General features: G+C 54.0%; 24 protein-coding genes. 1 reads left to right on the plus strand and 23 read right to left on the minus strand.

From position 1 onward, the window contains the following. Positions 1-98: 98 nt before the first annotated feature. Complete coding sequence (locus tag AU509_RS06430) at positions 99-1436, minus strand: NCS2 family permease (protein ID WP_085650640.1); 1338 nt, start codon at positions 1434-1436, stop codon at positions 99-101. A 260-nt stretch (positions 1437-1696) separates the two neighbouring features. On the opposite strand from AU509_RS06430, the gene yieH reads away from it, so the two are divergent. After that, positions 1697-2371: a 6-phosphogluconate phosphatase gene (yieH, locus tag AU509_RS06435; RefSeq protein WP_094117944.1), complete on the plus strand. Its 675-nt coding sequence runs from the start codon at positions 1697-1699 to the stop codon at positions 2369-2371. 4 nt (positions 2372-2375) lie between these two features. On the opposite strand, the gene AU509_RS06440 is transcribed toward yieH, so the two are convergent. The 22 genes from AU509_RS06440 to mioC all read right to left on the minus strand — a co-directional run bounded on the left by AU509_RS06440 (position 2376) and on the right by mioC (position 25163). Further along, the gene (locus AU509_RS06440) at positions 2376-3092 is read right to left on the minus strand and encodes an amino acid ABC transporter permease (RefSeq protein ID WP_085650638.1); all 717 of its coding nucleotides are present in this window, start codon (positions 3090-3092) and stop codon (positions 2376-2378) included. Between the two features lies 1 nt (position 3093). Further along, entirely contained in the window at positions 3094-3843 is a 750-nt protein-coding gene (locus AU509_RS06445) for an amino acid ABC transporter permease (RefSeq protein WP_085650802.1), read from the minus strand. A 64-nt stretch (positions 3844-3907) separates the two neighbouring features. Continuing rightward, the gene (locus AU509_RS06450) at positions 3908-4744 is read right to left on the minus strand and encodes an ABC transporter substrate-binding protein (RefSeq protein ID WP_085650637.1); all 837 of its coding nucleotides are present in this window, start codon (positions 4742-4744) and stop codon (positions 3908-3910) included. Between the two features lie 183 nt (positions 4745-4927). Next, positions 4928-5659 (minus strand): phosphate signaling complex protein PhoU, encoded by a 732-nt coding sequence (gene phoU / locus AU509_RS06455; RefSeq protein ID WP_085650636.1) that lies wholly within the window; start codon positions 5657-5659, stop codon positions 4928-4930. A 13-nt stretch (positions 5660-5672) separates the two neighbouring features. Continuing rightward, positions 5673-6449, minus strand: coding sequence for a phosphate ABC transporter ATP-binding protein PstB (gene pstB, locus AU509_RS06460; RefSeq protein ID WP_094117945.1), 777 nt, complete (start codon positions 6447-6449; stop codon positions 5673-5675). 52 nt (positions 6450-6501) lie between these two features. After that, on the minus strand, positions 6502-7389 hold the full coding sequence (pstA, locus tag AU509_RS06465) for a phosphate ABC transporter permease PstA (RefSeq protein ID WP_094117946.1): 888 nt from the start codon (positions 7387-7389) through the stop codon (positions 6502-6504). Then, positions 7389-8348: a phosphate ABC transporter permease PstC gene (gene pstC, locus AU509_RS06470; RefSeq protein WP_085650633.1), complete on the minus strand. Its 960-nt coding sequence runs from the start codon at positions 8346-8348 to the stop codon at positions 7389-7391. Before pstC ends, pstA begins: the two co-directional genes overlap by 1 nt. A gap of 123 nt (positions 8349-8471) precedes the next feature. Further along, positions 8472-9512, minus strand: coding sequence for a phosphate ABC transporter substrate-binding protein PstS (gene pstS / locus AU509_RS06475; RefSeq protein ID WP_085650632.1), 1041 nt, complete (start codon positions 9510-9512; stop codon positions 8472-8474). Between the two features lie 966 nt (positions 9513-10478). Next, positions 10479-12314: a glutamine--fructose-6-phosphate transaminase (isomerizing) gene (gene glmS / locus AU509_RS06480; protein WP_094117947.1), complete on the minus strand. Its 1836-nt coding sequence runs from the start codon at positions 12312-12314 to the stop codon at positions 10479-10481. Positions 12315-12565: 251 nt separating this feature from the next. Next, a complete protein-coding gene (gene glmU / locus AU509_RS06485) occupies positions 12566-13936 on the minus strand; it encodes a bifunctional UDP-N-acetylglucosamine diphosphorylase/glucosamine-1-phosphate N-acetyltransferase GlmU (RefSeq protein ID WP_094117948.1) in 1371 nt (456 codons plus the stop codon). A 268-nt stretch (positions 13937-14204) separates the two neighbouring features. Then, positions 14205-14618: a F0F1 ATP synthase subunit epsilon gene (locus tag AU509_RS06490; protein WP_026738603.1), complete on the minus strand. Its 414-nt coding sequence runs from the start codon at positions 14616-14618 to the stop codon at positions 14205-14207. A gap of 29 nt (positions 14619-14647) precedes the next feature. Continuing rightward, positions 14648-16030, minus strand: a complete 1383-nt coding sequence (gene atpD / locus AU509_RS06495) for a F0F1 ATP synthase subunit beta (RefSeq protein WP_085650613.1) — start codon at positions 16028-16030, stop codon at positions 14648-14650. A gap of 47 nt (positions 16031-16077) precedes the next feature. Next, positions 16078-16941 (minus strand): F0F1 ATP synthase subunit gamma, encoded by an 864-nt coding sequence (atpG, locus tag AU509_RS06500; RefSeq protein WP_085650612.1) that lies wholly within the window; start codon positions 16939-16941, stop codon positions 16078-16080. A gap of 52 nt (positions 16942-16993) precedes the next feature. Continuing rightward, a complete protein-coding gene (atpA, locus tag AU509_RS06505) occupies positions 16994-18535 on the minus strand; it encodes a F0F1 ATP synthase subunit alpha (protein ID WP_085650611.1) in 1542 nt (513 codons plus the stop codon). A gap of 12 nt (positions 18536-18547) precedes the next feature. Continuing rightward, positions 18548-19081 carry a F0F1 ATP synthase subunit delta gene (atpH, locus tag AU509_RS06510; RefSeq protein ID WP_085650610.1) on the minus strand — a complete coding sequence of 178 codons (534 nt, stop codon included), beginning with the start codon at positions 19079-19081 and terminating at the stop codon, positions 18548-18550. A 14-nt stretch (positions 19082-19095) separates the two neighbouring features. After that, positions 19096-19566, minus strand: coding sequence for a F0F1 ATP synthase subunit B (atpF, locus tag AU509_RS06515; RefSeq protein WP_026738608.1), 471 nt, complete (start codon positions 19564-19566; stop codon positions 19096-19098). Positions 19567-19629: 63 nt separating this feature from the next. Further along, complete coding sequence (atpE, locus tag AU509_RS06520) at positions 19630-19869, minus strand: F0F1 ATP synthase subunit C (RefSeq protein WP_005976545.1); 240 nt, start codon at positions 19867-19869, stop codon at positions 19630-19632. Positions 19870-19918: 49 nt separating this feature from the next. Next, entirely contained in the window at positions 19919-20722 is an 804-nt protein-coding gene (atpB, locus tag AU509_RS06525) for a F0F1 ATP synthase subunit A (RefSeq protein ID WP_085650609.1), read from the minus strand. A 23-nt stretch (positions 20723-20745) separates the two neighbouring features. Continuing rightward, entirely contained in the window at positions 20746-21129 is a 384-nt protein-coding gene (gene atpI, locus AU509_RS06530; RefSeq protein WP_085650608.1) for a F0F1 ATP synthase subunit I, read from the minus strand. 633 nt (positions 21130-21762) lie between these two features. Continuing rightward, complete coding sequence (gene rsmG, locus AU509_RS06535; RefSeq protein WP_094117949.1) at positions 21763-22383, minus strand: 16S rRNA (guanine(527)-N(7))-methyltransferase RsmG; 621 nt, start codon at positions 22381-22383, stop codon at positions 21763-21765. 69 nt (positions 22384-22452) lie between these two features. Continuing rightward, on the minus strand, positions 22453-24342 hold the full coding sequence (gene mnmG / locus AU509_RS06540) for a tRNA uridine-5-carboxymethylaminomethyl(34) synthesis enzyme MnmG (RefSeq protein ID WP_085650606.1): 1890 nt from the start codon (positions 24340-24342) through the stop codon (positions 22453-22455). Between the two features lie 377 nt (positions 24343-24719). Then, a complete protein-coding gene (mioC, locus tag AU509_RS06545; RefSeq protein WP_085650605.1) occupies positions 24720-25163 on the minus strand; it encodes an FMN-binding protein MioC in 444 nt (147 codons plus the stop codon). Positions 25164-25206: the final 43 nt, after the last annotated feature.

Consider the following 25206-nt stretch of genomic DNA (forward strand, 5'->3'; position numbering starts at 1 on the left):
TTATTTTTATCGTCATCAGGAAAGAGGACAACGTCCTGTCATCGTCCCGAGTTCGTTGAATCAATCGTGGCCCCCAGCTGTTTTAGCCAGGGCAAACCTCAATGGGCGTCCACGAAGACAATTTTCAACAGGAACAGCAGAGCAACCACCACCACACACGGGCTGATTTCACGCCAGCGTCCGGTCGCCGCTTTCATCACGCAGTAGGAGATAAACCCGAGGGCGATCCCTTCCGTGATGGAAAAGCTGAACGGCATCATGACGGCAGTGATAAACGCCGGCACGGCTTCCGTCAGGTCTTCCCATTTCACGCGTGAAAGGCTGGACGTCATCAGTACGCCCACGTAAATCAGCGCGCCCGCCGCGGCGTAGGCCGGCACCATTCCCGCCAACGGCGACAGGAACATCACCAGCAGGAACAACACGCCCACCACCACGGCCGTCAGGCCAGTGCGACCGCCGACCGAGACGCCGGAGGAGCTTTCAATATAAGCCGTCACGGAAGACGTACCGATAAAGGCGCCCGCGACGGAGCTGATGCTGTCCACATAGAGCGCGCGCTTCATCCCTGGGAATTTGCCCTTTTCATCCGCCAGCCCCGCTTTTTCGGTCACGCCGATCAGCGTACCGGAGGAGTCGAACAGGTTAACCAGCATGAAGGAGAAGATGACGCCGGAGAGTCCGAGGTTCAACGCCCCCGCCAGATCAACCTGACCCACGACGTTAGTGACGCTCGGCGGCAACGAGAAGACGCCGGTATATTTCACATCACCCAGCAGCAGGCCAATGGCCGTCGTGATAACGATGGAGATCAGCACCGCCGCATGGATGTTGCGTGAGGCGAGCACCACGATAATGAAGAAACCGAGCACGCCCAGCAGCACGCTGTGCGAGGTCAGTTTACCCACAGCAACCAGCGTATCCGCATTCGGCACGATGATCCCGGCGTTTTTCAGCCCCATCATCGCGATAAACAGGCCGATGCCGCTGGCGATCCCTAAACGCAGACACTGCGGGATATTGGCGATCATCCAGTAGCGGATCTGGAACACGGACAACAACAGGAAACCGATTGCGCCCCAGAAAATAGCGCCCATCGCCACCTGCCAGGGAAGGCCCATCGCGCCGACTACGGCAAAAGCGAAGAAGGCGTTAAGACCCATCGCAGGCGCCAACGCTACCGGCAGGTTCGCCAGCAGGCCCATCAGGATACTGCCGAAGGCGGCGATCAGACAGGTGGTGACAAAGACGGCCTGCGTATCCATTCCGGCCACGCCGAGGATTTGCGGGTTAACAAAAACGATGTAGACCATCGTCAGGAACGTCGTGAAGCCCGCAATCGTTTCAGTACGCGCCGTGGTGCCGTGCTGACGTAATTTGAACACGCGTTGCAGCAACCCACGCTCAGACGCGGAGCCAGTTTGAGATTTATCCATGAGTCATAATAGCCTGAAGAAAGGAAAAGATTATCCGTCAGGTATCCTATACCAAAATTCTCAGCGGTTGACGCTGTCGCCTCGTTTTTTTATCTACCATAAGGACATCCTATGAATATGCGGAAGTGGTGGAAGGTGACAGCGGGAACATGAAGCACGGGCGTGCGAATTCGGCCTTCGCCCACGGCCACAAGCGATTACAACCGTCCCATTGTGCAGTAAAGTAAAAGTATCTTTTGTCTCCCCGGTTAAGGAAGGTCATGTCCCAGATTGAGTGCGTTTTCTTTGACTGCGACGGAACGCTGGTCGATACCGAAGTTCTGTGCTGTCAGGCCTACGTGAATGTGTTCGCCACCTACAACATCTCGCTGGCATTAGAGCAATTCATCGCGGAGTTTAAAGGCGTCAGGCTTCACGACATCATTCTCCGCACCTGCGAACGTTATCATTTGACGCAAGACATGGCCGTGCTGGAGCAGGAGTATCGTGACGAGATCGCCCGTTTGTTTGACGCGGCCCTGCAACCCATTCCAGGCGTACGCGAACTGCTGGGAAAATTGCAGGTTCCGACGGCGGTCGTCTCTAACGGGCCGGTGAGTAAAATGCAGCGCACGCTGGGAAAAACGGCGCTTCTGCCCTTCTTCAACGACCATCTTTACAGCGGTTACGACATTCAAACCTGGAAACCGGATCCGGCAATCCTCTACTACGCCGCCGACCAGATGAAGGTGGCGATTGAACGCTGTATTTTGGTGGAAGACTCAGAAGCTGGCGTACAAGCAGGCATTTCCGCCGGGATTCCCGTGTTTTATTATTGCGCCGATACGCTCAACCGCCCCATTCATCACCCGCTGGTCACCCAGTTCGATGATATGCGCCAACTGCCCGCGCTCTGGCGCGAACGCGGCTGGTCTACGTTGACATCAGTGCGCTGAGCAGTCAGGCCGTCGCCTTGCCTCTGGCGACTTTCTGGACGCGTCGGCCGCCATAACGACGGCTGATGCCGGTCGCCAGCACATCCAGCGCCAAGCACATGACAAAATAAACCAACGCCACGAACAGGAAGACCTCCAGCGGATACACCATGCTGCGGTTGTTGACCTGCGTCGCCAGAAACGTCAGCTCGCCGACGCCCACGATATACGCCAGCGATGTATCTTTGATCAGGGAAATCCACTGGTTAATGAACGACGGCACCATCATGCGCAGCGCCTGAGGCAAGACGATGTAGCCCAGCGTCTGCCAGCGATTAAAGCCGAGCGACAGCCCCGCCTGCCACTGACCGCGGCCTATCGCCACAATCCCGGCTTTAACCCCATGAGCAAGATAAGCGGAGGCGATCAGCGCCAACGCGCAAACGACGGTGGTGATTTCCGGGATATCCACGCCGAACAGCACAGGCAACAGGAAGTAGGTCCAGAAAATCAGCATGATGACGGGAATAGCCCGGAAAAAACCCAACACCATCGCCAACAGCGCGGCCAGCCAGCCCCGGGACATCGCCAGCGCGATGCCGAGCAGCGTGCCGAGTATGGCCGAGGCGACGCCCGCCATCAGGCTAATCGCCAACGTCAGCGCCGCTCCGCCCAGCGGCCCGTCGGGAAACGTGCCCCACATCAGATAGGTGAAGTTATCGCGGATGATCGTAAAATCCATTTCAGCGCGCCTCCGTCGATTTTCGCTGTTGACGCCACATACCCCATCCCTCTAGCAGCGCAATGGCGCCGATATAAAACACCGTGGCGACGCCGAAGGCCTGAAAGGTCCGCAGCGTCTCGGTTTCCACCTGACGTGAAGCGTAAGACAGTTCCGCCACGCCGATCGCCATCGCCAACGACGAGTTCTTGATGACGTTCATGTACTGTCCGAGCAAGGGCGGAAAGGCGATGCGCAGCGCCTGAGGCAACAACACATAACGCATTGCCTGCCAGCTGGTTAGGCCGAGCGCCTGCGCGGCATACTTCTGTCCTGTGGCGACGCCCGCCATGCCCGCGCGTAGTTCTTCGGCGATGAAGGCGCTGGAGTAGAGCGTCAGACCCAGTAGTCCGGCGAGAAATTCAAAGGAAGGCCACGGCAGTGCTAATCCCAGCGCAGAAAGTTCATGCGGGGTGTTCAGCCACTGCATCACCGACGACGGGAACAACTGCCCGGCCCCGAAGTACCAGAAAAATAGCTGAACCAGCAGCGGCGTGTTGCGAAACAGGGCGCTATAGGCGACAGCCAGCCAACGCGGAACGGGCATGTGGCTGTCGCGAGCGGCGGCCAGCACCATGCCGAATAGCGTGGCCAGGACCACGGTGGCGGCGGACAGGCCGAGGGTCATCAGGAAACCCTGCCATAGCCATGCCAGATATTGCGGCGCCAGCAGCCACTCCGTCAGCCAGTGTTGTATCGTTTCAGGAAACATCATAAACAACAATGCCCCCCGCGGTGCGGAGGGCGAATGAGAGCATCAGTCATCTGTGGGAAAATCAGCTTTTAGGTTGTTGATCTAACGGCGCAAACTTAAAGTCGCCGCGCGGCTGTGCGGAAAGCGTCTCCGGCCCGAACCAACGGTTATAGATCTTCTCTGCCTCACCCTGTTTTTCCAGTGCCGACAGCGCGTCGCTCACCTTTTGCGTCAACGCGTCTTCCCCTTTGGGGATACCAATACCCTGATATTCGCGCGTGATGCTGAACGGCGAGATTTCAAACTCCGCCTTCTGCGCCGCCGGGACGTTCGCCAGCAGACCGACCAGTTTGGCGTCATCCTGCGTGATCGCCTGCACGTTGCCGTTACGCAGCGCCGCGAAAGCCAGCGGGGTGTCATCGTAGGAGATCACTTTGGCCGTCGGGTAGTGCTCGCGCAGCGTGATTTCCTGCACGGTGCCTTTATCCGCCCCAATGCGCAGGTTTTTGATATCTTCCGGCGTTTTCAGGACGCCTTTGCGGGCGATGAATTTCTGTCCGGTGGAGAAGTAAGGAATACTGAAATTGACCTGTTTGGCGCGTTCGTCGGTGATCGTGAAGTTAGCGGCGATGAGATCCACTTTTTTCGAGACCAGCAGCGGAATGCGGTTTGCGGGGTTGGTGGCGCGCAGCTCGACTTTGACGCCTAGCGCTTTGCCGACAGCTTCGGCGATATCGACATCGTAGCCCACCAGCTTCTTGCTCTGGGGATCCACATAACCAAACGGCGGGTTGCTATCGAACACGGCGACTTTGACTACGCCGGACTTCTGAATATCCGCCAATTTATCCGCCTGAGCGGTCCCTGTCAGCGTGGCCAATCCGGCCACCAGCGTTAACGTCAAAAAGCGATTTTTCATGTGTTATCCCTGCCCCGTTTTTTATAGGTTATAGGCTAACACCCGACTAAATATAGGGAAATAACATATCCGACTATAATATAATGTTATGTTACATATCCCGCCGGTCGCGATATTTTTTCCGCCCGGAAAAAGAAAAAGCCCCGCAGTGCGAGGCTTATCGGTGAGGCAGGAACCAAGACGTTAGCTGTCTTTTTTCGCATCGTTTTCGATGAGCAATTTTTCCAGCGCATCGCCGCCGACATGGCGGAAATCCTGGCCTTTGACGAAATAGAAAATAATTTCGCAAATATTCTGGCAGCGGTCGCCGATACGTTCGATGGAACGCGCGCAGAACAACGCGGTCAACACGCTCGGAATAGTGCGCGAGTCTTCCATCATGTAGGTCATCAGCTGACGCACGATGCCCTCGTACTCCTTGTCCACCTTGCGGTCTTCCCGATAGATGCGGATCGCCTCTTCCAGATCCATTCGGGCAAACGCGTCCAGCACGTCGTGCAGCATCTGCACCGTGTGCAGCCCCATAGACTCCAGGCTGACCAACAGCGGCTGATGCTGGTGCGAGAATTTCTCCAGCGCCGTGCTGCAGATTTTGTCCGCCACGTCGCCGATGCGTTCCAGTTCGGAAATCGTCTTGATGATCGCCATAACCAGACGCAGATCGCTCGCCGTAGGCTGACGTTTGGCAATGATGCGCACGCAGGCTTCATCAATGCTCACTTCCATCATATTAACCTTGGCGTCGCCTTCGATGACGCGTTTGGCCAGATCTTCATCCTGGTTATGCATCGCCGTGATGGCGTCCGTCAGTTGCTGCTCCACCAGCCCGCCCATCGTCATCACCTGAGTGCGAATGTGCTCAAGCTCAGCATTGAACTGACCGGAGATATGTTTATTTAGATTGAGGTTTTCCATCAAACTCCCCTGATCAACCGTAGCGACCGGTGATGTAGTCTTCGGTCTGTTTCTGCTGTGGCGCAGTAAACAGCGTGTCGGTGTCGCTGAATTCAATCAGCTCTCCCAGATACATGAACGCCGTATGATCGGAACAACGCGCTGCCTGCTGCATATTATGGGTGACAATCACCACGGTGTAGTCTTTCTTCAACTCGGAAATCAGCTCTTCGATGCGCCCCGTCGAAATCGGGTCCAGCGCCGAACAGGGCTCATCCAGCAAAAGCACATCCGGCCGGATGGCGATCCCACGCGCGATGCACAGACGTTGCTGCTGACCGCCGGACAGGCTGTAACCGCTCTGATGCAGTTTGTCTTTCGTTTCCTGCCACAAGGCCGCCTTGGTCAACGCCCACTGCACTCGTTCATCCATGTCGACGCGAGACAGCTTTTCGAACAGGCGAACGCCAAAGGCGATGTTGTCGTAAATCGACATCGGGAACGGCGTCGGTTTCTGGAAAACCATGCCCACTTTGGCGCGCAACAGGGCGATATCCTGACTATCAGTGAGGATGTTGTTCCCATCCAGCAGGATTTCGCCTTCGGCGCGCTGCTCCGGATAGAGCTGATACATTTTGTTCAAAGTGCGCAAGAGCGTCGATTTACCGCACCCCGATGGACCGATAAACGCTGTGACCTGATTCTGTGCGATATCCAGCGTGATGTTTTTCAGCGCGTGAAATTTTCCATAATAGAAATTCAGATCACGCACCTGGATTTTGCTGGTGGATGTCTCAGTAACGATACTCATCAAGACTTCTCTCTTCTAGCGGTGGTGCTGCTACGCAACACTCGACAGGGTTTTAGGCGCTTTTCTTAGCGAACAGCACGCGCGCCACAATATTCAGCAACAGAACGCAGAGCGTAATCAGCAGCACACCGGCCCAAGCCAGATCCTGCCACTCCTTGAAGGGACTCATGGCGAACTTGAAGATGGTGACCGGCAGGTTGGCTATCGGATTCATCAGATCGGTGCTCCAGAACTGATTCGACAGCGAGGTGAACAGCAGCGGCGCCGTTTCCCCGGCGATACGCGCCACCGCCAGTAAAATCCCGGTGATGATGCCGGATACCGAGGCTTTCAGGGTAATGGCGGAAATCATTTTCCACTTCGGCGTTCCCAGCGCATATGCGGCTTCGCGCAGGCTGTCCGGCACCAGCTTCAGCATGTTTTCAGTCGTTCGGATCACGATCGGCACCTGCAACAGCGCCAGTGCGATCACGCCAGCCCAGCCGGAGAAATGCTCCATCTTCGCCACCACCAGCGTATAAACGAAGAGGCCGACCACAATGGAAGGCGCCGACAGCAAAATATCGTTAATGAAGCGAATCACTTCGGCGATCAGCGATTTACGGCCGTACTCCGCCAGATAGATACCGGCCAGAATACCCAGCGGCGTGCCGAACAAGGTCGCCCATAAGATCAGCAGTCCACTGCCGACGATCGCATTCGCCAGACCGCCTCCCGGGGTGTTGGGCGGCGGCGTCATCTCAGTGAACAGCGCCATCGACATGCCGTCGAATCCCCGGGTAAAAGTGGAGAACAGAATCCAGATCAGCCAGAACAGCCCGAACGCCATGGTCAACATGGACAGGCACAGCGCGATACGGTTTTTCTGCCGACGCCAGGACTGCATTTTGCGTCGATTGCGCGCTATCTCGTCGCTGCGTTCGATTTCCATCGTCGCCATCAGCTCGCTCCCTCATTTTTCGCCAGACGCATGATCATAAATTTCGAGCAGGCCAGGACAATGAATGTAATCACAAACAGAATCAGCCCCAGCTCCATCAGCGCCGCAGTATGCAGCCCGGAATCCGCCTCGGCGAATTCGTTGGCCAGCGCGGAGGTAATGCTATTGCCAGGCATAAACAGCGAAACGCTGTCCAACTGATAGGTATTACCGATAATGAAGGTCACCGCCATGGTCTCGCCTAACGCGCGGCCCAGACCCAGCATGACGCCGCCAATCACCCCATTTTTGGTGAACGGCAGCACGATGTGCCAGATCACTTCCCAGGTGGTGCAGCCAATGCCGTAAGCCGACTCTTTCATCATAACCGGCGTCTGCTCAAAGACGTCGCGCATAACGGCGGCGATATAAGGGATGATCATGATGGCCAGAATCACGCCCGCGGCCAGAATACCAATGCCGAAGGCAGGACCGGTGAATAAGGCCCCCACGAACGGGATCGCTGACAGTACGTTTCCTACCGGCTGTTGAAAATATTGCGCGAACAGCGGGGCAAAAATAAACAGCCCCCACATGCCGTACACGATGCTGGGGATCGCCGCCAGCAGCTCAATGGCGACGCCTAATGGACGTTTGAGCCAGCCCGGAGCCAGCTCCGTCAGAAATAGCGCGATGCCGAAACTGATGGGTATAGCGATAATCAGTGCGATCAAGGAGGTGACGATGGTGCCGTAAATCGGGACCAGCGCACCGAATTTACCAGCGGGTGCATCCCACTCTTTCGTCCACAGGAATGAAAAACCGAAGGTTTGAATACTGGGCCAGGACGCAATAATCAGAGAAACGATAATACCGCCCAGCAGCAACAACGTTAACAGCGCCGCCAACCGGACCACCGCGCCGAAGATCACGTCGCCATGTTTTCCTGGTGGAGTAATGGTTGGCTTATATTCAGCCATACAACTCTCTTCCTAATAAACTGGGATAACCCAATGAAAAGTTCAAAGGTGGATATGCCGTTTCCGGTTTATCCACCTCTCAGTGACTACATAATGGGAAACGTTCTATCGTACAACGTCCGATTAGTACAGGGCTTTACCTTCACTGTCTTTAATCTGGGTTTTCCACGCTGCGCGCACCTGCTCAACGACCTCTTTCGGCAATGTCGCGTAATCCAGCGCTTCCGCCTGAGCAGCGCCTTTATCGTAAGCCCAGTCGAAGAACTTCAGCACTTCTTTGCCGATCTCAGGTTTATTCTGCGTTTTTTGCAGCAAGATGAAGGTGGTGGAGGTGATAGGCCATGCGTCGCTGCCCTTCTGGAAGGTCAGGTCCTGTGCGAAGGATTTGCTCCAGTCTACGCCTTTCGCCGCATTACTGAACGACGCGCCAGACGGGCTGACCGCTTGACCGTCAGCGGAGATCAACTTGGTGTAAACCAGGTTGTTCTGTTTAGCATAGGCGTATTCAACGTAGCCGATAGAACCCGGCAGACGCTGTACGAAAGCGGCAATCCCGTCGTTGCCTTTACCGCCCAGACCGGTCGGCCAGCTCACGGTGTTGCCGGACCCGACTTTCTCTTTCCACTGTGCGTTGACCTTAGCCAGGTAGCTGGTGAATACGTAGGAGGTGCCTGAACCGTCTGCACGGCGGACCACGGCGATATCCTGATTCGGCAGCTTGACGTTCGGGTTCAGCTTAGCGATAGCCGGATCATTCCATTTTTTAATGGTGCCCAGGTAGATATCGCCCAGCGTTTTGCCATCCAGCGTCAGCTCACCCTGCTTTACGCCCTGAACGTTAACCGCCAGCACGATGCCGCCGATGACGGTTGGGAACTGGAACAGTTTGTCCTGAGTCAGCTTCTCATCCGTCAACGGAGCATCGGATGCGCCGAAATCGACGGTCTTCGCCGTCACCTGTTTAACACCACCGGAAGAACCAATACCTTGATAGTTAACTTTATTGCTGGTTTCTTTCTGGTAGGAGTCAGCCCATTTGGCATAGACCGGCGCGGGGAATGTCGCACCTGCGCCGGTGATGTTAACGGCAGCGAAAGCAGAGACGGTAGTCAGAGAAACACTTGCTGCAACAATACTGGCAACAGTGGTACGAATCAGTTTCATAATCCCTCCTGTGGGATATTGTCAACGTGTAGACCCAGAGCGAGTGTGTATTATCAGAGTGTAGTTTGCTGCAGCAAAAAATAGGTCAATTCGGTGACAGTTAAATGTACGAAATATGACATTTTTATGACACACCCCCGCGTTTACCATGACGCTTCGATGCCCCCCTATTTCGTAGTTAATTCGCGCTTTTTTACGCCTTCGCCGTTTAATTTATCTTCACCATTTTCACCTGGCCTCAACGGTAATTAACGCCGAATTAAACGACCCGCCGATTTATTTTTCTTCTCCACGAATCATTCTATGAACTCGCCTTTATGCGTCAGAAATGACGAATTAAGGTCACTCACGAAGGCAAAGAATACAGCCCTAACCAGGTTGTAAGCCAGACTGGTAATTATCCATAAAATCAATCATTAGCATCAAAACAGATCGGAATGAAACGGGATTGAAATATAAAAAAATCGGCAGAGAATAATTTTTATCGATGATTTTGATTAGGAATGGAAGTGCGCTGAATATGTTCTTATAAGAAACGGAGGAGATAAAAAATAGAAAGAATCGAGATATCGGATAACCCGGGAAGGAAATAGGTTATCCGATAAATAAGAGAGAGGCTTACTTCCAGCGGTGGAAAATCAGCCAATAATTAAAGCATCCATATTGCCAATTGTTCGATGCACATAATTATCAGCTTTCCAAACCTAGACCCACTACCATAATCAACAATAAGAAAAAATCGTCAACCTCTGCCCTGTCCACCGATGCCTTACCCACACCACAGAAAAATTCGCTTGCTGGTTGAACTTGCCGGTTGCTCCAAAGTGGAAAAGTATGCCCCATCCGTTGCTCCCTAGCATTGGTTCGCTGGGCGGAAAAATTTATAACGGAATTAAAGAAAAAGGAAAAAATAACGTCAGCCAGAGAATATAAACATTATTTCACTGGCTGACGAGGCAGGGTTAATTACTCAACGGTAACGGATTTAGCCAGGTTGCGCGGCTGATCCACATCCGTCCCTTTAATTAAGGCGACGTGATAAGCCAGCAGCTGAAGCGGCACGGTGTAGAAGATAGGGGCGATGACTTCTTCCACATGCGGCAACGGGATGATTTTCATCATATTGCTGTCCGAGGTGAATCCCGCTTCTTCGTCCGCGAAGACATACAGCTCGCCGCCTCTGGCGCGCACTTCTTCAATGTTGGATTTGAGTTTTTCCAGCAAATCGTTATTCGGCGCCACCACCACGACCGGCATATCCGCATCAATCAACGCCAGCGGGCCGTGTTTCAACTCACCGGCAGCGTACGCTTCCGCGTGAATGTAGGAGATCTCTTTGAGCTTGAGCGCCCCTTCCATCGCGATGGGATACTGGTCGCCACGGCCCAGGAACAGCGCGTGGTGTTTGTCGGAGAAGCCTTCCGCCAACGATTCAATCAGCTTGTCCTGAGACAGTATCTGCTCCAGGCGCGCAGGCAAGGCCTGCAGAGCATGCACAATATCATGCTCGACCTGAGGAGCCATACCGCGCAGGCGCCCAATGCGCGCTACCAGCATCAGCAAGACCGTCAGCTGAGTGGTGAAAGCCTTGGTCGACGCCACGCCGATTTCGGTGCCCGCTTTGGTCATCAGCGCCAGGTCGGACTCGCGCACCAGCGACGAACTCGCGACGTTACAAATCGCCAGCGAACCCAGGTAGCCGAGCGACTTGGACAGACGCAGCGCCGCCAGCGTATCGGCGGTTTCTCCAGACTGGGACAGCGTAATCATCATGCTGTTACGACGCACGGCAGGCTTGCGGTAACGGAATTCGGAAGCGATTTCGACGTCGCACGGAATACCGGCCAGCGACTCGAACCAGTAGCGGGACACCATCCCGGAGTTGTAGGAGGTGCCGCAGGCGATAATCTGTAAATGCTCGACTTTAGACAGCAGTTCATCCGCCTGCGCGCCCAGCTCGGACAAATCGATCTCGCCGTGGCTAAAACGGCCTTCCAGCGTGTTTTTGATCGCCAGAGGCTGTTCATAAATTTCTTTCTGCATGTAATGGCGGTAGGCGCCTTTGTCTCCGGCATCGTACTGCACGCTGGATTCGATCTCTTCGCGCGTCACTTCCGCACCCTGACGATCGAAAATACGTACCGTACGGCGAGTGACTTCGGCGATATCGCCTTCTTCCAGGAAGATAAAGCGACGCGTAACCGGCAGCAGCGCCAGCTGATCGGAAGCGATGAAGTTTTCCCCTACGCCACGGCCAATGACCAGCGGGCTACCGGAACGCGCGGCCACCAAAACGTTGGGATCGCGGCTGTCCATCAACACCATACCGTAAGCGCCGCGCAGCTGAGGAATGACGCGTTTGACGATATCAATCAGCGAACCGCCGTTCTCTTTTTGTTCCCAGCGCACCAGATGCGCGACAACTTCCGTATCCGTTTCGGAAACAAATCGAAAACCTCGAGCGGTCAGCGTTTCACGCAGCGGCTCATAGTTTTCGATAATACCGTTATGCACCACGACGATGTTTTCAGACACATGCGGGTGTGCATTCGTTTCCGACGGTTCGCCATGCGTCGCCCAACGCGTATGGGCGATGCCGGTGCCGCCGTGCAGCGGATGTTCGTCCGCCGCCTGAGCCAGCATCTGCACCTTGCCCAGACGACGCAGACGGGTCATATGCCCTTCGTTATCGACAACCGCCAGACCGGCCGAATCATAGCCCCGGTATTCCAGACGGCGTAACCCTTCCAGCAGGATTTCAGCAATATCTCGTTGCGCGACTGCGCCTACAATTCCACACATACAATGGTATTCCTATAGAGGCGACATACTGTGTCACCGATGAAGTCTTTGACCTGATTAATCCGGTATATTCCGGGCTCCCCGAGCCTTGTAGAGTGGGGAATTATTATGTTTTGGCCTGCAAGTTCGCGCATCAGTGTGAAAAGGCAGGACAAAACCGTCTTTCATCAAGACAATGCGCATCCCGCCCCTGTTCGGGCGGGATGATCTATTCGACGACGGCGCATATCCGCCGCCATCGTCGAATAGATTTACTTTTTCTTCGCCGGTCTCTGCCAGCCAGCGATATTCGTCTGCTGGACACGGCTGAGCACCAACTCGTTCTCGCCGACGTCGCGAGTGACGGTGGTCCCCGCGCCGAGAGTCGCTCCCTTAGCAACGCGAACCGGCGCCACCAGTTGGGTGTCCGAACCCACGAACACATCATCGCCAATGATGGTCTGATGTTTGTTGGCCCCATCATAATTACAGGTGATGGTGCCAGCGCCGATATTGACGTTCGCGCCGATATCAGCATCGCCTAAATAGGTCAGGTGACCGGCTTTGGAGCCTTTACCCAAACGGGCTTTTTTCATTTCAACGAAGTTGCCGACGTGAGCCCCTTCGGCCAGCTCCGCGCCGGGACGCAGACGTGCAAATGGCCCGATGGTGCACTTCGCTTCCAACACGGCGTCTTCTAACACCGAGTATGGACTGACTTCGCAATCATCACCAATGACGCTGTTTTTGATCACGCAGCCCGCGCCAATCGTCACGCGATCCCCCAGAGTGACGTCGCCTTCCAGTATGACATTGCTGTCAATGGTGACGTCACGGCCAAACTTCACGTTGCCGCGCAGATCGAAGCGCGCCGGATCCTGCAGCATCACTCCCGCCAGCAACAGCTTCTCCGCCTGCTCCTGCTGGTAGATACGTTCCAGACGCGCCAGCTGGAGACGGTTATTAACGCCTTCCACCTCGCTGGCACACTCAGGGTGTACCGCTGCAACGCGACGACCCTCTTGAGCGGCCATCGCAATGATATCGGTGATGTAGTATTCGCCCTGCGCATTGTTATTGGTCAGCTGGCTGAGCCAACGCTTCAGATCGCGACCGCCCGCGACCAGAATACCCGTATTGATTTCGCCGATTTGACGCTGCGCTTCGCTGGCATCTTTATGTTCCACAATGCCGACGACCTCATGGTCCTGCCGTACGATGCGGCCGTACCCGGTGGGATCGTCCACATTCACGGTCAGCAGGCCGATACCGCCGTCAGGCTTGGCTTGAACCAGACGCTTCAGCGTCGCTTCGGAGATCAGCGGAACATCGCCGTACAACATCAGGACATCTTCGTCATCGCTAAACGCAGGTGCCGCCTGCTGCATCGCATGGCCCGTCCCCAATTGTTCAGCCTGCAACACCCAGTTCAGCGCTTCGCCGGACAGCGTCTTTTTGAGGCGATCGCCGCCGTGACCATAGACCAGATGAACGCGCTCAGCGCCCACCTTCATGGCGGTATCAATCACGTGTTGAACCATCGGTTTACCCGCCAGCGGGTGGAGAACTTTGGGAAGATCGGAATACATGCGTGTCCCCTTGCCGGCGGCAAGAATCACGACGCTGATAGCACTGTTCGACATAGGCATCCTGACTGAAACTGATTGGTGCCCACTAAGTGGGACGAATGAAAGTTAACCCTATTATTACACCGGATTACTACATATTTTTCAGCGAAAAATCCCGCTTGGCCTCATTTTGCGAGATAACGCCGACGAAATGGCGAATTCCTTCGCGGAGGCGACCCTTTTACGACGTTTTCAGGTATTGCTCCCCACAACATCGCCCGGACCACGGGTATAAAAAAAGCCAGCAGGTAAAAACCGGCCGGCTTTTTGGAGACTGTCTCTGTTACATCGATTTTCTGGTCAGCTCGATAACGCGCAGTTTAGCAATGGCTTTGCTCAGTTCAGCAGAGGCCTGAGCATAATCCACGTCACCGTGTGAACTACGGATATGCTCTTCAGCCTTACGCTTCGCTTCCAAAGCCCGCGCTTCATCAAGATCCTGCCCACGGATGGCGGTATCAGCCAACACGGTGACCGCATTCGGCTGTACCTCAAGGGTACCGCCGGACAGGTAGATGAACTCTTCATCACCGTGTTGCTTAACAATACGCACCATACCAGGCTTAATGGCCGTCAGCAGGGGGGCGTGACCAGGGTAAATCCCCAGCTCGCCTTCGCTACCGGTCACCTGAATTTTCTGTACCAGACCGGCGAACATTGCCTGTTCCGCGCTCACGACATCCAGATGGTAAGTCATAGCAGCCATGTCACCCTCCTATCAAGGCGTTACAGTTTCTTGGCTTTTTCCACTGCTTCGTCAATGGAACCAACCATGTAGAACGCCTGTTCCGGCAGGTGGTCGTATTCGCCGTCCATGATGCCTTTAAAGCCACGGATGGTCTCTTTCAGAGAGACGAATTTACCCGGAGAACCCGTGAACACTTCTGCCACGAAGAACGGCTGAGACAGGAAGCGCTGGATCTTACGCGCACGGGATACAACCAGTTTGTCTTCTTCAGACAGTTCGTCCATACCCAGAATCGCGATGATGTCTTTCAGTTCCTGGTAACGCTGCAGAATGGACTGCACGCCACGAGCGACATCATAGTGTTCCTGACCAACAACCAGCGGATCCAGCTGACGGCTGGTGGAATCCAGCGGGTCAACGGCCGGGTAGATACCCAGAGACGCGATCTGACGGCTCAGTACCACGGTTGCATCCAAGTGAGCAAAGGTGGTGGCTGGCGACGGGTCGGTCAAGTCATCCGCAGGGACGTAAACGGCCTGTACGGACGTGATGGAACCGGTTTTCGTGGAAGTGATACGTTCCTGCAGCACACCCATCTCTTCCGCCAGCGTCGGCTGGTAGCCTACTGCGGAAGGCATACGGCCCAGCAGTGCGGACACTTCGGTCCCTGCCAGCGTATAACGGTAGATGTTATCGACGAACAGCAGAACATCGCGACCTTCATCACGGAATTTCTCCGCCATGGTCAGACCGGTCAGTGCGACGCGCAGACGGTTACCCGGCGGCTCGTTCATCTGGCCATATACCAGAGACACTTTATCCAGAACGTTGGATTCGCTCATTTCGTGGTAGAAATCGTTACCCTCACGAGTACGTTCCCCTACACCCGCAAACACGGAATAACCCGAGTGCTCGATAGCGATGTTTCGGATCAGTTCCATCATGTTGACGGTCTTACCCACACCCGCGCCGCCGAGCAGGCCGACTTTACCGCCCTTGGCGAACGGACACATCAGGTCGATAACCTTGATACCCGTTTCCAGCAGTTCCTGGGAGTTGGACAGTTCTTCGTACGCCGGCGCTTCGCGGTGGATAGCCCAACGCTCTTCTTCGCCGATATCGCCTTTCATGTCGACCGGCTCGCCCAGTACGTTCATGATACGACCCAGCGTCGCTTTACCTACCGGCACTTCAATCGGGTGACCGAGGTTAGCAACGTCCAGGCCGCGACGCAGACCGTCTGAAGTTCCCATTGCAATACAACGAACAACGCCGCCGCCCAACTGCTGCTGTACTTCCAGCACCAGTTTTTCAGCACCGTTTTCAACCTCAAGCGCATCGTACACTTTCGGTACGGCATCCTGAGGGAACTCGACGTCCACCACGGCGCCGATTACCTGGATAATCTTTCCAGTAGCCATCTTGAATCCTCTACGTAATTCGACAATACGTAATTCGTTAACCTAGCTTAAACCGCGGAGGCTCCCCCGACGATCTCGGTGAGTTCCTGAGTGATGCTGGCCTGACGAGCTTTGTTGTATACCAACTGCAGCTCTTTAATCAGATTACCGCCGTTATCGGTGGCGGCCTTCATCGCAACCATTCGCGCGGCCTGTTCGCTGGCCAGGTTTTCTACGACGCCCTGATAAACCTGAGATTCCACATAGCGGCGCAGGAGGGTATCCAGCAATGCTTTAGGGTCCGGCTCATACAGGTAATCCCAGGACTTCTTCTTCAACGTGCTGTCTTCCGCCGGGGGAAGAGGCAACAGCTGAACAACCTGAGGCTCCTGAGACATGGTATTGATGAATTTGTTGCTCACCACATACAGCTTGTCCAGACGACCTTCGTCATAGGCCTGCAGCATGACTTTTACCGATCCGATCAATTCAGACAGGCTGGGGGCATCGCCCATACCCGTTACCTGAGCGAGAACGTTTCCGCCAACGGAATTGAAGAAAGAGACGCCTTTCGAACCTACCAGCGCCAGATCGCTTTCTACGCCCTTATCGCCCCACTCTTTCATCTCGGCCAGAAGCTTTTTGAACAGGTTAATATTCAAGCCACCGCACAGGCCACGGTCTGTAGACACCACAAAATACCCGACGCGCTTAACTTCGCGCTCTTCCAGGTACGGATGTCTGTACTCCAAATTACCTAACGCAAGGTGACCAATCACTTTGCGAATAGTTTCAGCATAAGGACGGCTGGCCACCATACGATCCTGCGATTTACGCATTTTGGAAGCGGCGACCATCTCCATCGCTTTAGTGATCTTCTGCGTATTCTGGACGCTTCCGATCTTACTACGTATCTCTTTTGCGCCGGCCATCTTAGCTTCTCCTCAATAGCCTAGCGGTCTGCCGTGAGGCAGACGCGGGCAATTACCAGGACTGGGTTGCTTTAAAAGTATCGAGGATAGTTTTGAATTGACCCTCGATTTCATCGTTATAAGCACCCGTCTGGTCGATCTGCTGCAGAAGTTCGCCGTGCTCACGGCTGGCATAGGCCAGCAGCGCCGCTTCGAAGCTTCCCACTTTAGACAGCTCAACGTCTTCCAGGTAACCGCGTTCTGCTGAGAACAGCACTAGAGACTGCTGCGCGATGGACATCGGCGCATACTGTTTCTGTTTCAGCAGTTCAGTCACTTTCTGACCGTGGTTCAGCTGTTTACGCGTTGCATCATCCAGATCGGAGGCAAACTGAGAGAACGCCGCCAGTTCGCGATACTGTGCCAGAGCGGTACGAATACCACCGGACAGTTTCTTCATGATCTTGCTCTGCGCTGCACCACCCACACGAGATACGGAGATCCCTGGGTTAACAGCAGGACGAATACCAGCGTTGAACAGGGTAGATTCCAGGAAGATCTGACCATCGGTAATGGAAATAACGTTGGTCGGAACGAACGCGGAAACGTCACCTGCCTGAGTTTCAATGATAGGCAGCGCCGTCAAAGAACCCGTTTTGTCCTTCACTTCACCGTTGGTGAATTTTTCTACGTACTCCGAGTTGACACGCGCAGCACGTTCCAGCAGGCGGGAGTGCAGATAGAACACATCGCCCGGGAATGCTTCACGGCCCGGCGGACGGCGCAGCAGCAGAGAAATCTGACGATAGGCGACAGCCTGTTTGGACAGGTCATCGTAAATGATCAGTGCGTCTTCGCCGCGGTCACGGAAATACTCGCCCATCGCACAACCGGCATAAGGCGCCAGGTACTGCAGAGCGGCAGATTCGGAAGCCGTAGCCACAACCACGATGGTGTTAGCCAGCGCGCCATGCTCTTCCAGTTTGCGAACCACGTTGGAAATCGTGGAGGCTTTCTGGCCGATAGCGACGTAGATACATTTGATGCCGGAATCACGCTGGTTGATGATGGCATCAACGGCCAGCGCGGTTTTACCGGTCTGACGGTCGCCGATGATCAGCTCACGCTGACCGCGGCCGATCGGAATCATCGCATCGACGGATTTGTAACCGGTCTGAACCGGCTGGTCGACAGACTGACGTTCGATTACGCCCGGCGCAATCGCTTCAACGGCCGCGAAGCCGTCGTGCTCTACCGGACCTTTACCGTCGATAGGCGCACCCAGTGTGTTGACCACTCGGCCCAGCAGGCCGCGGCCTACCGGAACTTCCAGGATACGGCCGGTGCATTTCACTTTCATGCCTTCGGCCAGGTCCGCATACGGACCCATCACCACGGCACCCACGGAGTCGCGCTCCAGGTTCAGTGCGATGGCATAACGGTTGCCGGGCAGAGAAATCATTTCCCCCTGCATGACATCGGCCAGACCGTGTACACGGATGATCCCGTCACTGACGGAAACGATAGTACCTTCGTTATGAGCTTCGCTCACAACATTGAACTGAGCAATCCGCTGCTTGATCAGTTCACTGATTTCGGTGGAATTCAGTTGCATGCTCCAGTCCCCTTAAGACTGCAAGACGTCTGCCAGACGATCCAGACGACCACGAATACTGCCGTCTATCACCATATCGCCTGCGCGAATGATCACGCCGGCCATAACAGACTTATCAATTTTGCAATTCAGCTTCACTTTACGTGACAGACGTTGTTCCATCGCAACCGCTATCTTGGATAGCTGCTGCTCGTTCAACGTCGTGGCGGAAATCACATCGACATCAACTGTCGATTCCTGTGCCGCACGAAGTTGAACAAACTGTTCCAGTACTTCAGGAAGCACCAGTAAACGCCCGTTTTCGGCCATAACCCGAATCAGGTTTTGGCCCGCATCATCCAGTTGATCACCGCACACCTCGATGAAGGTATTCGCCAGCGTTTGCGGCGCGACAGCGCCGGAAAGCAACTCGGCGATCTGTTCATCTCGGCTTACTTCCGCAGCAAATGCCAGCATGTACTGCCAGTGTTCAACCGCCTGGTGTTCTGCGGCAAAGTCAAAAGCTGCTTTGGCGTAGGGGCGAGCTACCGTGACAAATTCAGACATCAGCCCCTTCCTCCTTACAGTTCAGCGACCAGTTTATCGACGATGTCGCTGTTAGCAGCTTCATCCACGGAACGTTCAATAATTCTCTCGGCACCCGCAATGGCCAGCGAGGCGACCTGCTTACGCAGCTCTTCGCGAGCGCGCTTGCGTTCAGCGTCAATCTCAGCCTGGGCCTGCGCCACAATTTTGTTGCGTTCCGTTTCTGCTTCCACTTTCGCTTCTTCCAGAATCTGAGCGCGTTGCTTATTCGCCTGCTCAATAATGACCTGAGCATCCGCTTTAGCTTTCTTCAGTTGATCGGTCGCATTGGCCTGCGCTAGGTTCAGATCGTTCTTGGCGCGTTCAGCAGAAGACAGACCGTCAGCAATTTCTTTTTGACGCTTCTCAATGGCTGCCATAATCGGCGGCCATATGTACTTCATGCAGAACAGGACAAACAGGACAAACGCAATGGCCTGGCCGAGGATTGTAGCGTTAATATTCACAGCACAATGCCTCTTCGTAAGTTAAATGGTTGATGTTCCATCACCTGACAAGCACAAGCTTGTTTAGGCGACCGCAAACATCACATACAGACCCAAACCCACAGCGATCATCGGGATTGCATCCACCAGACCCATTACGATAAAGAACTGTGTACGCAGCAGAGGAATCAGATCGGGCTGACGTGCAGCGCCTTCCAAAAATTTACCACCCAGAATGCCGATACCGATCGCAGCACCGATAGCCGCCAAACCCATCATCAACGCGGCAGCCATGTACAGCAGATCCACACTCAGGTTTTCCATGACAGTCTCCAGTTTGTTTCAGTTAAAACGTTATTGTGTTGAAAGAAAATCAATGCTCTTCAGATGCCATCGAGAGATAAACAACCGTCAGAACCATGAAAATAAAAGCCTGAAGCGTAATGATCAGGATGTGGAAAATGGCCCAAGGGACATTCAACAACCATTGAGACCACCACGGCAACAAGCCGGCAATCAGGATGAAGATCAACTCACCCGCATACATGTTGCCAAACAGTCGCAAACCCAGTGAAACCGGTTTGGACAGCAGGCTGACACCTTCAAGAATCAGGTTGACAGGAATAAAGACAGGATGATTAAACGGCTGCAGTGTCAGCTCTTTGACAAAGCCGCCCACGCCTTTCATTTTGATGCTGTAGAACAGAATCAGAATGAAAACGCCTAACGCCATCGACAGCGTAATGTTCACGTCGGCAGAAGGTACCACGCGCAAATAAGCATGGGCAGGATCGTGCCCGGCGGCGCTATAAATCTTCGCCCAAATTTGCGGCAGCAAATCGATCGGCAGCAGGTCCATAAAGTTCATCAGGAAAACCCAGACGAAAATGGTCAGCGCCAAAGGAGCAATCAACTTGCTCTTGCCGTGATACATATCACGCACGCTGCTATCCACGAAACCGACGACCAGCTCAACTGCGGTCTGCAGCTTGCCAGGCACGCCACTGGTTGCGTTTTTAGCGACTGAACGAAAGATAACCAGAAAGAGTATGCCAAGAGCGACTGAGAAAAACATCGAATCGATGTTGATCGCCCAGAAGCCCGAACCCACCTGTAAATGCGTCAGATGATGGCCGATATACTCTTGCGGAGTAGAGATTTCTCCTGAAGCAGACATGATGTCTCTTACCCTTTTTGTTGTTAACTACGGTAACGGTTAATGACAGCGGGTGCCACGATCTGGATAACCAACACCGACAAGTATGTCAGGCCAAGCGGAAGGAATGCCGCATGAAACCCGCCTAACGCCACCACCAACAATGCAATGGTGAAGAGCATTTTCAGCGCCTCGCCCACAGCAAATGACCAGGCAATGCGTCCTGCTGATGGTGTCTGCACGTTCCGCCGTAAGGCAAACAGCATAAACACCATATTCGGCAACCAGGCTGCCAATCCCCCGCCTAATGCGGAAACCGCGGCCTTCTGGCTGACCGTAGCGAAAATAGCGCTCAACGCCAACATCACTACGCATTGTATCAGCAACGAATGCAGCGCGACTTTCCCATTGTAAAGGGGTACAGACATGACGCTTGCTCTCCCCGTACCTTTTCTCAGAGGTATGCTGAATAAAGTCGTATAAAACTGCCTTTAGAGCATCGAGTCAAGCAGCAAAAAACGAGCAAATTATACGTTTCAGCCAAGCGAATTCAATCAATAAGTAGCCAAAAGGTGAACGATTATTTAAATTTATTTCAGAAGCCTTATTTTTACTAACTATGCTGTTAACACGACTTTAATAAAACCAGCACTAAATCGGCTACATTGTGTGATATTACTCACATAAAACAAGCTACAGCGTTTTATATACGATCGGCTTTTTTTTTGTCTTTAGCAAAAATAGCTATTTTTATTTATTTAATTTCAAATAGTTAAAAACCAACACTCAGCAAACATAACAAAACCACAGCGGAAACCGGTTATTGACATTCCGGATAATTTTATCTCACATCATTAACACATATCCGTCACGTAAAACGGCAGCGAAACTGTCAGGCTGTTTAAAAAAACCACACCCCACATTCCCGTCAAAATGCATTAAAGACACCGCTGTGTAACATCACATTAAAAATTACTGAGGCCGCTAATTTATCACGCGCACGTCCCTGACTATCGGGTGAAAAGTGCAATTACTTCGTGCTTATTTGATAAAAAACAACATTAAAGCTGACGCAGAATGACCAAATGACGCTCCCCTTCCTGCTCGGGTACATTCAATTTGACGATCGACTCGGCGGAAATCCCTTCAGGCAAGGCATGCAACTCATCGTCGGGAAGGACGCCTTTAAGGGCGTAGAAACGGCCCTGAGGTCGCGCGGGAAGATGATGGCACCATTCGACCATATCCTGCAGAGACGCGAACGCGCGGCTGATGACGCCGTCAAACGCAGGCTCAGCAGGGAAGTCCTCTACACGGCTCTGTACCGGTTCAATATTTTCCAACTGCAGCTCATGCTGCACCTGACGCAGAAAACGTACACGCTTGCCCAGGCTGTCTAACAGGACGAAATGAGCGTCAGGACGGATGATGGCCAACGGAATGCCAGGCAGACCCGGACCGGTGCCGACATCGATAAAGCGCTGTCCTTCCAGATGCGGTTCTACCACCAGGCTATCCATGATGTGACGCACCAGCATTTGGCCGGGGTCGCGCACCGAAGTCAGATTGTAGGCCTTGTTCCACTTATTCAGCAGTTCAACGTACTGTATCAGCTGTGTTTTCTGGCGATCGGTCAACGTTATGCCAGCGCTGTCCAGCAGGTGGTTTAGTTTCGTAAGCACGCAAAATCCTGATTTTTCGTTCTGTTAGCTTGATAGACATGATGCAGCGCGGCGTTAAGCCGCGCTCTGTTAGGCGCTGCGGCGCAACATCCCTTGTTTCTTCAACCACACCAGCAAGATGGAAATGGCGGCGGGAGTAACGCCGGAGATACGGGACGCCTGGCCGATCGAGCCGGGCTTGTGATCGTTGAGTTTGGCGACCACTTCGTTCGACAGTCCGCTGACCTGACGATAATCCAGGTCAACAGGCAGCAAGGTATTTTCATTACGCTGCTGTTTTTCGATCTCTTCCAGCTGACGGGCGATATAGCCTTCGTATTTGACCTGAATCTCGACCTGCTCCGCCGCTTTGGCATCACTCAGCGCCGGTGCGAACATCGGCAACTGCGTTAGCAGCGCATAGTCAATTTCAGGGCGACGCAGCAAATCTTCACCGTTGGCTTCGCGAGACAATGGCGCTTTCAGCAGCGTGTTGATTTCGGCAACCTGCTCAGAATGCGGGTGGACGAACACATCACGCAGGCGTTGACGCTCTTTTTCGATGCTTTCCAGCTTCTCGTTGAAGTGCGCCCAGCGAATATCGTCGACCATGCCCAGTTCTCGACCTTGTTCGGTCAGACGCAGGTCCGCGTTGTCTTCACGCAGCATCAGACGGTATTCCGCTCGCGAAGTGAACATGCGGTACGGTTCTTTGGTGCCCAGCGTACAGAGATCGTCCACCAGCACGCCGATGTAGGCCTGATCGCGACGCGGGGTCCATCCATCCTGTTCGAAGGCCAGTCGTGCGGCGTTGAGTCCCGCCAGCATGCCCTGAGCCGCCGCTTCTTCGTAACCGGTGGTGCCGTTGATCTGGCCGGCAAAGAACAGGCCGTGGATAAATTTGTTTTCCAGCGTCGGTTTGAGATCGCGCGGATCGAAAAAGTCATATTCGATCGCGTAGCCAGGACGAACAATGCGTGCATTTTCCATCCCGGCCATAGAGCGAACAATCTGCCATTGCACGTCAAACGGCAGGCTGGTTGAGATACCGTTCGGGTATATCTCGTTGCTGGTCAGCCCTTCCGGTTCCAGGAAAATCTGATGAGCATTACGGTCGGCAAAGCGCATGACTTTGTCTTCGATAGACGGGCAGTAGCGAGGTCCGATGCCTTCGATAACGCCCGCGTACATCGGGCTGCGATCCAGATTATTACGGATCACCTCATGCGTACGTTCGTTGGTATGCGTGATGTAGCAGGGCATCTGCGCCGGATGCTGACTGGCGCTTCCCATGAAGGAGAACACCGGCATCGGGTTGTCGCCATGCTGCTGGCCCAGAACGCTGAAGTCGATAGTGCGAGCGTCGATGCGCGGCGGTGTGCCTGTTTTCAGGCGGCCGACGCGCAGCGGCAGTTCCCGCAGACGTTTAGCGAGCGGAATGGACGGCGGATCGCCAGCACGGCCACCGCTGTAGTTATCCATCCCGATATGAATTTTGCCGTCCAGGAAAGTCCCGACGGTCAGAACAACGGATTTAGCGCGGAATTTCAGTCCCATCTGGGTGACAACACCCACCGCGCGATCGTTTTCCACTATCAGATCGTCGACAGCCTGCTGGAAGATCGTCAGGTTCTCCTGATTCTCCAGCGCCGTTCTCACCGCCTGTCGATACAGGACGCGGTCTGCCTGAGCTCGGGTAGCGCGTACTGCCGGGCCTTTACTGATGTTTAGTATCCTAAACTGAATACCCGCCTGATCGATCGCGCTGGCCATCAGGCCACCCATGGCGTCGATCTCTTTGACCAGATGTCCTTTTCCGATCCCGCCAATGGCTGGATTGCATGACATTTGTCCTAACGTATCAATGTTATGCGTCAGTAAAAGGGTTTGACGTCCCATTCGAGCAGAAGCCATCGCGGCTTCTGTGCCGGCGTGACCTCCGCCGATCACGATGACGTCAAAAGGATCTGGATAAAACATGGTACTGCACCTCGCGTGGTTGCGAACGATCGTTACGGCCCTGGGGTGGGGGATTCTACTCAAGTTTGTTCGAACGACCAAGCGCGGTTGATCGTCAGGTAATTAAAGAAAGATCTTTTTATTTAAAGATCTCTTTATTAGATCTCTTATTAGGATCGACGTTATCTGTGGATAACCGCAAAATCGGCAGAATGATCAATCCTTTAATCGGGATCATTAGCTGTGAAAGATCGGTGATCCCACACCGTATAAGCTGGGATCTGAATGGGTAGTTATGCACAGCTCAGAAAACGACCGGCAGTTGTTATTGGGATAACTACCGGTTTTACCCCTGTTATAACGCGTTTTATCCACAGATAAAGGAGTGAAAAAAGGCATTATCTGAGTAAATTAACCCACGATCCCACCCATTCTTCCGCTGGATCCTCCGGAATTTCGTGCTCGGTGATGTCGATCTTGAGGATTTCACCGATCCTTTTTGCTCCACGATCCTGCAAAACGCGATCGACTGTCAGGATCGCGCCACAGTAAGTGTCGTACTCCTTACTGCCGATCCCGATCGCGCCAAAACGGATCTCCGATAGGTCGGGCTTATTCGCCTCTATATTTTCAAACAACGTTTTCAGGTTGTCAGGCAAGTCGCCAGCGCCATGCGTGGAGGTGATTACCAGCCATAACCCTTCTGTCGGAACTTCGCTGAGTTCGGGGCCATGCAACAGCGTGGTGGTAAAGTCAGCCTGTTGCAGCAGGGTTTCCAAATGCTCTGCGACGTACTCCGCGCTGCCAAGCGTGCTACCGCTAATAAGAGTGATATGGGTCATACACGATCCCGTCGGATGAAAAGACGGGCCATTGTACGCTGTG

The organism is Lonsdalea britannica (assembly GCF_002111595.1).
Taxonomy (GTDB): Bacteria; Pseudomonadota; Gammaproteobacteria; order Enterobacterales; family Enterobacteriaceae; genus Lonsdalea; species Lonsdalea britannica.

Coding starts and splice junctions, on each gene's coding strand:
- AU509_RS06430 (WP_085650640.1), bottom strand. CDS start 1,436: ATGGATAAATCTCAAACTGGCTCCGCGTCTGAGCGTGGGTTGCTGCAA.
- yieH (WP_094117944.1), top strand. CDS start 1,697: ATGTCCCAGATTGAGTGCGTTTTCTTTGACTGCGACGGAACGCTGGTC.
- AU509_RS06440 (WP_085650638.1), bottom strand. CDS start 3,092: ATGGATTTTACGATCATCCGCGATAACTTCACCTATCTGATGTGGGGC.
- AU509_RS06445 (WP_085650802.1), bottom strand. CDS start 3,843: ATGTTTCCTGAAACGATACAACACTGGCTGACGGAGTGGCTGCTGGCG.
- AU509_RS06450 (WP_085650637.1), bottom strand. CDS start 4,744: ATGAAAAATCGCTTTTTGACGTTAACGCTGGTGGCCGGATTGGCCACG.
- phoU (WP_085650636.1), bottom strand. CDS start 5,659: ATGGAAAACCTCAATCTAAATAAACATATCTCCGGTCAGTTCAATGCT.
- pstB (WP_094117945.1), bottom strand. CDS start 6,449: ATGAGTATCGTTACTGAGACATCCACCAGCAAAATCCAGGTGCGTGAT.
- pstA (WP_094117946.1), bottom strand. CDS start 7,389: ATGGCGACGATGGAAATCGAACGCAGCGACGAGATAGCGCGCAATCGA.
- pstC (WP_085650633.1), bottom strand. CDS start 8,348: ATGGCTGAATATAAGCCAACCATTACTCCACCAGGAAAACATGGCGAC.
- pstS (WP_085650632.1), bottom strand. CDS start 9,512: ATGAAACTGATTCGTACCACTGTTGCCAGTATTGTTGCAGCAAGTGTT.
- glmS (WP_094117947.1), bottom strand. CDS start 12,314: ATGTGTGGAATTGTAGGCGCAGTCGCGCAACGAGATATTGCTGAAATC.
- glmU (WP_094117948.1), bottom strand. CDS start 13,936: ATGTCGAACAGTGCTATCAGCGTCGTGATTCTTGCCGCCGGCAAGGGG.
- AU509_RS06490 (WP_026738603.1), bottom strand. CDS start 14,618: ATGACTTACCATCTGGATGTCGTGAGCGCGGAACAGGCAATGTTCGCC.
- atpD (WP_085650613.1), bottom strand. CDS start 16,030: ATGGCTACTGGAAAGATTATCCAGGTAATCGGCGCCGTGGTGGACGTC.
- atpG (WP_085650612.1), bottom strand. CDS start 16,941: ATGGCCGGCGCAAAAGAGATACGTAGTAAGATCGGAAGCGTCCAGAAT.
- atpA (WP_085650611.1), bottom strand. CDS start 18,535: ATGCAACTGAATTCCACCGAAATCAGTGAACTGATCAAGCAGCGGATT.
- atpH (WP_085650610.1), bottom strand. CDS start 19,081: ATGTCTGAATTTGTCACGGTAGCTCGCCCCTACGCCAAAGCAGCTTTT.
- atpE (WP_005976545.1), bottom strand. CDS start 19,869: ATGGAAAACCTGAGTGTGGATCTGCTGTACATGGCTGCCGCGTTGATG.
- atpB (WP_085650609.1), bottom strand. CDS start 20,722: ATGTCTGCTTCAGGAGAAATCTCTACTCCGCAAGAGTATATCGGCCAT.
- atpI (WP_085650608.1), bottom strand. CDS start 21,129: ATGTCTGTACCCCTTTACAATGGGAAAGTCGCGCTGCATTCGTTGCTG.
- mnmG (WP_085650606.1), bottom strand. CDS start 24,342: ATGTTTTATCCAGATCCTTTTGACGTCATCGTGATCGGCGGAGGTCAC.
- mioC (WP_085650605.1), bottom strand. CDS start 25,163: ATGACCCATATCACTCTTATTAGCGGTAGCACGCTTGGCAGCGCGGAG.